Raw genomic sequence first — 9948 nt, 5'->3', positions numbered from 1 at the left:
GTATAATTTTGTCAGAATTCATTCTAGTTTTGGTGATCCGCCTGGTGATGTTACTGAATGGCTTCAGGAGGTGATGCCCCAGTTATCCTAACAGTATCGCCGTAAGTATGCTAAACTTTTATGCAGAGTATCTTATATCCCTGCTCCAGTACCGGGCAATTGGACAATTGTGGGACAGATTGTTTTTGGTTCTTCTTTACAGGGACTATACTGATATCGTTCAAGGAAAAGCTTCTAGAGATATGTCGAAAATACTCTCTGACAGCCAAATAGTCGGAGCGATGATAGGTAGTGTTGTCCCATCGATTGTAATCAACATTGTCAGGCTCGTGGGAATCTTAGCCTTCATGCTATACATAAACTACCAGCTAACACTCATTGCGGTGTTATCTTTAATTCCCTACTACTTGGTGTACAAAAGAATCTCCCCGTCACTGGTTGAAGCCTCAGCTTCGGAAAGAGAAGCTTTTGAAAGAGCATTCGAAAACCTTAGGGAGAAAGTCGAAGGGCTAACCACCATAAAAAAGCTGGGTATTCCGGAGTACTTCTACAGGACTTTCCTAACCCAAGTGGAAAAGTGGATAACAGCAATGAAGAGACTTATACTTCGTGAGCGCTTCTACTACTTTTCTACAGATGCTATATCATCAATCATGCCGGTTGTCATTTTAATCATTGGGGCCCTCATGGTTCAGCGAAACCTCGTTGCTCTGAGTGTTGGCTCTTTATTAGCATTTATGAGGCTTTCCTCTGGAATTTACGAGCCAGTTTCAAACCTCTCTAACAACTTCGCTGCTCTTTCTAAGGGCGCACCTGCACTCAGCCGTGTAAAAAGTGTGCTCTCAGTTTCGGAGAAGAGGGAAAAGGGTACACTTTTTGATGAAAGAATAATACATATCAGAGTGGTTGGAGGTACAAAAATAGGCTATTCCTTTCCAATTTTAACGATTGATGAGGAACTTTCATTTAAAAAGGGGGATAAGGTTATTGTAAGTGGCGATTCCGGAAGTGGAAAGTCAACTCTTGTCCTCTCTCTTGCGGGTCTCCTCAGGATTTTCAGCGGAGATATATTAATTAACGGAAAAAGTGTGACCAGATACAACCAAGATTCAATTCTTTCCAGAATCTCGATTGTTGGCCCAGACGAGGCACTATTCAAAGGAACCCTGCTGGAGAATATAACCCTTGGAAGAAATGTTCCAAAGCAGATATTAGAGAAGATAGTCAGGATATGTAAGCTTGATCTTCCCCTCAATTTTGTAATAGAAGCAGGAGGGAAAAACGTGTCTTACGGACAGAGGCAGAGGATTTCTCTGGCCAGAGCCTTGGCTAAGAATCCAGATGTTTTAATACTTGATGAAGCCCTTTCGGGAATTCAACTCAGAATGGAAGAGGAGATACTGGAAAATCTGTTGGCAGAGTACCCCAATACAATTATTTTTTTATATATCGCACAGGAAACTTGAAAATAGAATCATGGAGAAGTTTAGCAAGCTCATCGAGGTAAAAAGTGGAGTAGTGAAATGTAGGAACCTTAAGGATCCCGAAAAACAGTGTTAAGCAAATAGCGTGGACAATATACTGTCAAGTTTCCAATGGAACGTTATCAAATATGGAATATGGTAAATGCTCCACCAGAAAATAGTGAAGAGCATTGTTTTTAAGTTCTCTTCTATTATCTACCTTCTGCTTTATTTATATTTGGTGACATTTTTGCTTGATACTTGCTCATTATTTTTTTGGAGCTGCTCGCTCCGCAATAGTCCCTATCAATAGTTAAAATTGAACAGCCGAAAACAGTTAATTCATTTGACTATAGCAGATGACCTAATAGATACCTTAGGCCCTACACCTGCCTCTATAATAATCCTCGCAATTGGGAGAGAATACGTGCTCCTTTTGGCGAGTATAATCAGCTGTAATTATTACGTACAAAAATAGATGTAACTGAGGAGTTAAATTTTAATCAAGACGGCAACTTTCTAAAGGAGATAAAGCAGGATTAGCGTTTGTTAGGACATCAAAATCTGTACTCATGCTCCTTATGATCTCAGGGGGATTATGATAGGTGGGGAATAATAAACGTACTTTTAGTTTCCTATTCATCAAATCGGGCGACTTCAGCTGAAGTCAGCTATGGTGTATTACTTACGGCTCTTGGTGCAGGACTTTTCATTGGGAGCTATCTCATGAGCCTCATATCTCTGATGATATGACATTTATTTTGGGCCTCTTTTTTGGACTGTCAAGATAACAGGAGATGTGGTTGGAGGAGTTGAAGTCAGGAGGATTTTTTCAAGTGGAATAAAAGGATGTTAAGCTAAAGGTCCTGGCTGTAATCTTGCAACTTATCTCAGGTTATCTTTGCAATCTATACCTTTCTGAAGGTAATGCCTAATATTAAAACAAATTTGTTTAGCTTAAAACCTAAGGGTAAACTTTTAAACATATATTAATTTCTAATGTAGGTGGTTTAATGGAGAGAAGACTTCTAGCTCTAATAGTTGCTTTTGCTGTATTGAGTGCTGGATGCTTGGAGAGGGAAAGCAAAGAAGTTACACTGATAATATTTCATGCAGGTTCTCTAAGTGTTCCCTTCCAAGAAGTTGAGAAAGAATTCTCTGAATATGCTGAAAGAAATCTTCAAATTAAAGTTTCATTCCAAGATGAAGCTAGTGGAAGCGTTATGGCAGTTAGGAAGGTTACAGACCTCGGAAAGAAAGCTGATGTAATTGGAGTAGCGGATTACACTTTAATACCTCAACTATTAATACCAAACTACACGGATTTTTATGTCCTCTTTGCAACAAATGAAATTGTAATAGCCTTCACGGATAAAAGCAAGTATGCAGAAGAAATTAAGGACAACCCGGAAAGATGGTATGAAATTCTGGCTAGAGAAGATGTCAGATTTGGATTCAGTGATCCAAACCAGGATCCCTGCGGTTACCGTGCTCTTATGGTAATAAAGCTGGCGGATTTACACTATGGGATGGGTATATTCAAAGAGCTCATTGAGGAAAATACAAACATCTATTCAAATGGAACGCAAATCTATGCTCCTAAGGAAATTATTGCTAATCCTAATAAGGTCGTGATTAGGCCAAAAGAAACCGACCTCCTTGGTCTTGTTGAAAGTGGAAGCATTGACTACATATTCATTTATAAAAGCGTTGCTAGACAGCATAATCTTTCATACATAACCCTTCCCAGTGAGATCAACTTGGGAGATTTTAGCAAAGAGGAGTTCTATGCCCAGGTCTCAATAACCTTGGGTTCTACTGGAAAGACAATAGAAGCTAAGCCAATAGTTTATGGAGTGACTGTATTAAGAGATGCTCCTAATAGGGAAGTGGCCATAGAATTTCTAAAGTATCTCCTGAGCGAAAATGGGAAGAGAATTTTTGAAAAGAACTACCAGGACTTCCTTGATCCCCCCATAGCATTTGGAAATGTGCCCGAGGAATTGGAGCCTCTAGTTTCAACGGAGAAGTGAATGTTTTTGTTTTACATTTTCATTTAACATTTGAGGCAAAATTTAATAAAATAAGCAATATTTATTTTTCCCGATGAACAGGGGGGACTACTTAACTTATGCCTTTGCAGGATTAGGGGCTTTCTTGGTGGCCTTTATTGGCCTTCCCTTATTCATGATCTTCATAAAGCAAGCATATGATGCTGAAGCCTTAAGGAAGGCTTTAGTTGATCCATTGGTTATTGAGTCAATTATAAATTCCCTCTTTACAGCAACTGTTTCAACTCTTCTGGGAATTCTCTTTGGCGTGCCTTTGGGTTATATCTTGGCGAGAAAAGAATTCAGGGGTAAAAATTTTGTTCAGGCTCTTATCGATACTCCAATTGTAATTCCCCACTCTGTTGTTGGAATAATGCTCCTTGTTACATTTTCCGATGCAATCCTTGACAGCTATAAGGGAATAGTAGCGGTGATGTTGTTCGTGTCATCTCCATTTATAGTGAACTCGGCCAGGGATGGCTTCTTGAGTGTTGATGAAAAGCTTGAATACGTAGCGAGAACACTAGGTGCTTCTAGACTAAGAACTTTCTTCTCTGTGACACTTCCAAATGCAATTCATTCCATAGCAAGCGGAGCTATCATGGCTTGGGCGAGGGCTATAAGTGAAGTTGGTGCTATTTTAATAGTTGCCTATTATCCAAAGACGGCTCAAGTTCTGATAATGGAGTACTTCAACAATTATGGGCTTAGGACCTCTAGACCAATTGCAGTCATTTTAGTTACGATAAGCCTCGTGGTATTTGTCTTCTTAAGGTGGCTGGTGGGGAGGGGAAAAAATGCTTGAGGTTCAAGAGATCTCGAAAAGATGGAAGGAGTTTCACTTAAGCAACATAACTTTCTCAGTGAAGAAGGGGGAGTACTTTATAGTTCTTGGCCCTAGTGGGGCTGGAAAGACAGTTTTGCTTGAAATAATAGCTGGTATAATTCCTCCAGATAAGGGAAAAGTGCTACTTGATGGAAGAGATATAACTCTCCTCCCTCCAGAAAAAAGGGGAATAGCTTACGTTCCCCAGAACTATGCTCTTTTCCCTAACATGAGTGTTTTTGACAATATTGCTTTTGGGCTTAAGGTAAGAAAGGTTCCCAGGAGTGAGATAGAGAGGAGGGTTTTGGAAATATCTGATGTTTTGGGAATAAGGCACCTTCTTCATAGAAAGCCAAGGACGTTGAGTGGGGGAGAACAGCAAAGGGTTGCCGTGGCGAGAGCTTTGATAATTGAGCCTGAGATACTACTTCTGGATGAGCCGTTTGCAAATCTTGACGTTCAAATAAGGAGTAAACTACTTAATGAAATGAAAAGATGGAGAAGAGAACTAGGCTTTACTGCTATTCACGTAACACACTCATTTGAAGAAGCTCTGGCACTTGGAGATAGAGTTGGGATAATGCTGAATGGCAAGTTTGCTCAGGTGGGGGAAATTAAGGAAGTGTTTTCAAGGCCAAATAGTGAAGAAGTAGCAAAATTCTTGGGATTTGAAAACATTATCGAGGGCATTGCTGATGGAAGGGTTCTCTACGTAGGAAAGCTTAGAATAGAGCTTCCTCTTGAGGCTAAGGGGAGAGTTAGGATAGGAATAAGGCCTGAAGATATATTAATTTCGACTGAAATGATTAAGACATCCGCTAGAAATGTGTTCAAGGCAAAGGTTGAGATGATAGAAGATGTTGGTCCCCTTGTCAAATTAACCCTCAACGTTTGTGGTATAATCCTTAGGGCGTTTATAACCAGATCCTCTTTAGTGGAACTTGGGATAGAAGAAGGAAAGGAAGTTTTTGCAAGCTTTAAAGCCTCTGCGATTCATGTTTTCTAGTCAAGAATCTCAGAAATACAGTCTGTAGGGACATACTTTACGATCCTTACTCTTTTCCCTGCCTTTAAAAATCTTGTATCCCTTTCTTCTTAGGCATTCAGCATCAATGAGCAGAACTACTACATCTCTTCCGTGCCTTTTTCCGGTATAATAGGCATCTTCATAGCTTAAGCTAAGGTGAACGTACTGCCTTTTCATAGGTTTTAATCCCTCTTTGAGAATTCCTTTTAGATTTTCTCTAATTGTTCCGTGGTAAAGGACTTTGCTCTCTCTGTCCTCATCATATTTCAGCACTACTGGATAGCTATGACCATACCTTGCCCTAATTTTGTCCCCTCTTATCTCGTACCTTCCTTTGCTGTCTTTCTCAACAATTTCTCTAATGAACTCTTCAGTAACCCAAGGATAAACCTTCTTAACTGTGTTGACAAGGTCCTCTATCTTCACGAACCCCTCTTCATCTGGCTTTAATCCGAATTCCCAGGGGGAGTGTCTTAGAATGTAGGCCATTAACTTGCTGACCTTGAATCTCTCATCTCTCCCCACCAATTCTATACACCTGGAGCTTGTGCTTCTCAAATGGAAACTCGAAGTGCTCTCCCTTTCTCTTTACCCATATGTAAATCTTCTTCCAGGGCCTTAAAAGTTCAAACAGCTCCAAGTCCCTTACTGAATACGTAAAGAGGTTCTTAGAAGCAATGAGAATGGCCTTTTCTTTTGCCCTGCTTATGGCGACGTTGAGCCTGTTTGGATTAAAGAGGAAGTCAAAAACCTTTCCCAAGTATGCGGGATCACTGGATGTCATTGAAATAACTATTAAGGATTTTTCTCCCCCTTGGAATCTCTCAACTGTGTCTACCTGGACATTATCTATTAATGATGATATTAACTTCTTTTGGGCCCTATATGGGACTACAACTCCTGTATCAATATCTTCAACTCCCTTGATTATTCTCTCTACTATCTTTGCTTCTAGTTCGTTAACCTTTGTAGAATTATCTTCTTCGTGGAGTATCAGAACGAAAGGATACCTTTCATCTAAAACTACTGACAGAAACTCATCTTTGTGCTTAGCAATTATCTTTTTCCTCTTCTTCCTTTCACTTCTTAACCTTATGCCATCCGCTCTATATATTGCGTCACTCAGTAGATCGGCTATTTCCTGGGGCAGTCTATAAGTTCTTACTAACCTATAGAGGGGAAGAACTTCATTCTTGTCCCTTTTCCATTCTGGAGGTTCTCTTCCAAGAATTCTTTTAAACTTCTTTAGCTCCCTTTCATCTAGTTCTCCCCTGAGAAATCTAATGAAGTTGAGGGCTGAAAGGAAGGGGTAGTGTTCTTCAAATGTTTTTCTATCCTCTAATTGCCATTCATGAAGTTGAATTGGCTCCATCTGCCTATGATCGCCAACCAAGAGAACTTGTCCTTTACAAACCTTCGTTGAGAGGAAGAACATTGGCAAATCCATCATACTGGCTTCATCTATAACAACTAACTCGACTTCCTTTGTATTCCTCATAAGCTTGTCCAAAGTTTGGGGCGTTCCAAATACTATCCTTACGGTTCCAGAATTAGCAAAATACTTGTCCAATGAGCTTTGCTTTGAGGAGTGTATAATCTCCTGTGCCGTAAATCTAATTCTGTTAATATCCCCTCCTATTTCCCTCTTTAGTTCCTCTTTAACTATTTTAATTGCCTCTTCTCCAGAAACTGCCCTAGTTAGTTCTACCCTTTTAAGCTCTTTTAACGTATTTTCCAGGTTTTTCATTAACTTTAGGGTCTTTATTAAGGCCTCATTAACTGCCCTATGTGAAACTCCAGTAACTAGAAAGAGACCGTTCTTTTTGTCCTTTACCATTGAATACGTCCTTGCGAGAATTGCGGGGGCTATAGCTCCTGATGTTTTTCCAGTCCCAGGAGGGCCTTGGAGAGTAACTAGAAAGCTGTTTATGTCCATTATAAATTTTTTCTGTTCCTCATTGAGTCTATCAACCTTGGAAAGAAATTCTTCTATGTGCTCTTTTTTCCAGATGTTAACTTCGTACTTGGATTCCGTGTTCCCTTCGTATATTGCTTTGAGCTTTTCATAAATTTCATGCTTGAATTCACCCCGGGATATCTCTAGAAGCACCCTATATGCCCTTTCCATCCCTATTTCATCAATGCTAGGATCAACTATAACTATTTCTTTAGGAGTAACTTTCACATCTCCTTCTGGATAAGTTACTGTTAATAGTCCATTTCTGCAGTTGAAATTATAGTGCTTAAGTGTAAATCTACCTGAAGAAACCCCTATTAGCCTGATAACAACTTTTCCTGTCTTTTGATTTATAGCTTCGACTATCCCCAATGGCGATTTGCTTATCCTTTGGGCTGGATCTCTTCTTAGTTCATCTAAGAATTTCTTTGGTGTTACAACTACAAGAGAACCCTCGTCAATATCGATAAAAACTTCTTTTGGGTTATAATCTTTTATCTTCCCATTTTCGTCAATTAGCACAATTTTTCCAAATAATAAACAGTCATTTTTCTTCTTTTCAATGGTTTCTATCTTAATTAGAGCTGATTCTTCTGAGTATGCTCTTATTGATAAGGGAAGCCTATAATACTCGAACCGTTCTTTAACTCTTGCATCAAACTCTAATTGTAGGTATTCAAGAAGGATATCTGCTAGTTCTTCCTTCTTTATATCCAAGTTTTCGAGTTCTTCTTTGGGTATCCCTTCTTTTTTCACGAAGGCATCTTTATATTGTTCGGGAATTCTCTCTTCAATTGTTTTAAGGGCCTCAACCATCTGGGAGAGTATGCCCCTTATATCCCTTTCAATTCTTAAAGTGTTCTCCTCGGTAGCTAGTTTGATCAACGCGTTCCAGAAAAGCGTGAAGGGTATTCCTTCATTGTCCCTATCAATAATTGGATAATATTCTGCCCCAATTCCTGTCTCAGAAATGTTAAAGAGAGTTTTGAGATTTATTTTGCCCTGCTCTCTTCTCGCTACAATCTCAAACATTCGCTTAAAAGTCTCATTGTTCCTCCATCTGTATCCAAACTGGGTAGCAACTGTAACAAACCCTAGGCCAGGAGAAAGTGGTAAAGCATGTCTCTTTATTATTTCATCCTTTATTATTGAAAAGCTCTCCCAGTCTATGGCCTTTCTCAAGCTTAGCAAAGTCCTGATTGCATTGTTTTCTCTAATTTCTTTGTGTCTCTTTACAGCATCCATAAGGTCATCTCTCTGTTTTCTATTGTAAAAGTACAGGTGGAGGTAGACTTTATCCCTTGGGGATAGTGACCTTATGGCATCAATAACATCTCTAAAGAACCCCATTAGAAGCTCTCTCTCCTTTTCCTGGGCATCTGAAACTTCTATGGGGGGCTCATCGACGAACTTAACAATTATTCGCTCTCCACTTTCCCTATTCTTTACAAGGGCTGAAATTCCGATTATTGTGTCTGTTATGGGGCTTGTCTGGACATAGAAAAACACTTTCACTAAGCTCCCTGGGCGATAGTAATAGGGCTCAACGTCACCTATTTTTTCATCCATTGGCAGATTATACCCTGTCCTGGGAATGAACAAAGGTGTTATCTCTCCCTCCTCTAGATACTTAAGTACTGCTTGAGCTATCCTTGAGAGCTTTAGTAAGTTCACTCCTGTCCTTTTTCCTATCTCTTGAACTTTCTTTGGATCTTTTATTAAGGGCTCTTCAAAGTTTATGGGAGAATTTTCTTTGAAGTCAAATAGCTCCGCCACGTCTTTTAGGTCTTTTATTCCCTCTTCTTTGAATATTCTAATTATCCCAGGAGGAAGGCTTAGCAATCCTAGAGTTTTTTCTTCAAGTGCCTTGGATAGGCATAAAGCCTCAAAGGGGCAAGTGGTACACCTTGCATCTATCCAAAGTTCTTGTTCCCCCAATATTTTATCAAGCTTTTCTTCTAGGGTTATCTTCAACTCTTCCACGTCTTCTGGGAATTTTAGGAAGTTGGAAGGAATGGGGAAGTTCTCCTTTGTTATGACGGCCAGCTTAATTTTGTAACCTTTAATCATTTGACTCAAAAGGTGAGCGTAAATTATGGCCTGAATCCTGTGATAAAACTTCTCCTCCTTGGTAAACTTAGCTTCGAGTAGGTAAATTGTTTCCCCAACCTTTATTATAAAGTCGGCTCTTCCCGAGACATCAAATTTTCCTATCTTGCCTTTTAAGGGGGCTTGATAGATAACAACACTTTTTTCCCTGTTTATAATATCCAAAAGCTTAACTGGATCTTCTTCCTCTATTATTCCTTCTCTAAAATACTTTTCAAAGAACTTTCTCACGCGAGTATCATTTTCTGATAAAAAACCATAGAATCTTGGCACTTCTTCAAGTCCAAGTTTTCTTAATGCTTCACCTTTTTTAAATTCTTGAAGGAGAGACAGCTCGAACTCTTCTCCCCACTTTGCAAGTTCTATGGTTTCTATCTCTTTTCTCCTTATTATCGGCTCGAATTCCTGTAATTCACCTCTCTTTCTTAAAAGTAGGTTGGAAAAATAGTGGGAGCACTCTTCAAGCTCGAAATATCTGGCTATTTCACTTGGATGTATTTCCAAGGTGCTCACCT

General features: G+C 39.5%; 5 protein-coding genes and 2 pseudogenes. 5 read left to right on the top strand and 2 right to left on the bottom strand.

All coding sequences use genetic code 11. The features are described 5' to 3' along the window. The 5 genes and pseudogenes from PWP39_RS05220 to wtpC all read left to right on the top strand — a co-directional run. Positions 1 to 91 (top strand): annotated as a pseudogene (locus PWP39_RS05220) (IS6 family transposase); the annotation flags it as partial. A gap of 16 nt (positions 92 to 107) precedes the next feature. Further along, on the top strand, positions 108 to 1466 hold the full coding sequence (locus PWP39_RS05215) for an ATP-binding cassette domain-containing protein (RefSeq protein ID WP_288073006.1): 1359 nt from the start codon (positions 108 to 110) through the stop codon (positions 1464 to 1466). A gap of 1010 nt (positions 1467 to 2476) precedes the next feature. Then, positions 2477 to 3496, top strand: coding sequence for a tungstate ABC transporter substrate-binding protein WtpA (wtpA, locus tag PWP39_RS05210; protein WP_288073005.1), 1020 nt, complete (start codon positions 2477 to 2479; stop codon positions 3494 to 3496). Positions 3497 to 3569: 73 nt separating this feature from the next. Further along, entirely contained in the window at positions 3570 to 4319 is a 750-nt protein-coding gene (gene wtpB, locus PWP39_RS05205; protein ID WP_288073003.1) for a tungstate ABC transporter permease WtpB, read from the top strand. Then, the gene (gene wtpC, locus PWP39_RS05200; protein WP_288073002.1) at positions 4312 to 5346 is read left to right on the top strand and encodes a tungstate ABC transporter ATP-binding protein WtpC; all 1035 of its coding nucleotides are present in this window, start codon (positions 4312 to 4314) and stop codon (positions 5344 to 5346) included. The genes wtpB and wtpC overlap by 8 nt, the downstream gene beginning before the upstream one ends. On the opposite strand, the pseudogene PWP39_RS05195 reads toward wtpC, so the two are convergent. Both PWP39_RS05195 and PWP39_RS05190 read right to left on the bottom strand, forming a co-directional pair. Then, a pseudogene (locus PWP39_RS05195) lies at positions 5343 to 5895 on the bottom strand (RNA 2'-phosphotransferase). The gene wtpC and the pseudogene PWP39_RS05195 sit on opposite strands and share 4 nt — an antisense overlap. Beyond that, positions 5879 to 9946 carry a bifunctional RecB family nuclease/DEAD/DEAH box helicase gene (locus PWP39_RS05190; protein WP_353851438.1) on the bottom strand — a complete coding sequence of 1356 codons (4068 nt, stop codon included), beginning with the start codon at positions 9944 to 9946 and terminating at the stop codon, positions 5879 to 5881. Before PWP39_RS05190 ends, PWP39_RS05195 begins: the two are co-directional and overlap by 17 nt. Positions 9947 to 9948: the final 2 nt, after the last annotated feature.

Source organism: Pyrococcus sp. (genome assembly GCF_030153625.1).
In the GTDB taxonomy this organism is placed as follows: Archaea; Methanobacteriota_B; Thermococci; order Thermococcales; family Thermococcaceae; genus Pyrococcus; species Pyrococcus furiosus.
This window is presented reverse-complemented; position numbering and strand designations above follow the sequence as displayed.

Excerpts from the sequence above, each read along its gene's own strand:
- PWP39_RS05215 (WP_288073006.1), top strand. The coding sequence starts at position 108 with ATGCTAAACTTTTATGCAGAGTATCTTATATCCCTGCTCCAGTACCGG.
- wtpA (WP_288073005.1), top strand. The coding sequence starts at position 2,477 with ATGGAGAGAAGACTTCTAGCTCTAATAGTTGCTTTTGCTGTATTGAGT.
- wtpB (WP_288073003.1), top strand. The coding sequence starts at position 3,570 with ATGAACAGGGGGGACTACTTAACTTATGCCTTTGCAGGATTAGGGGCT.
- wtpC (WP_288073002.1), top strand. The coding sequence starts at position 4,312 with ATGCTTGAGGTTCAAGAGATCTCGAAAAGATGGAAGGAGTTTCACTTA.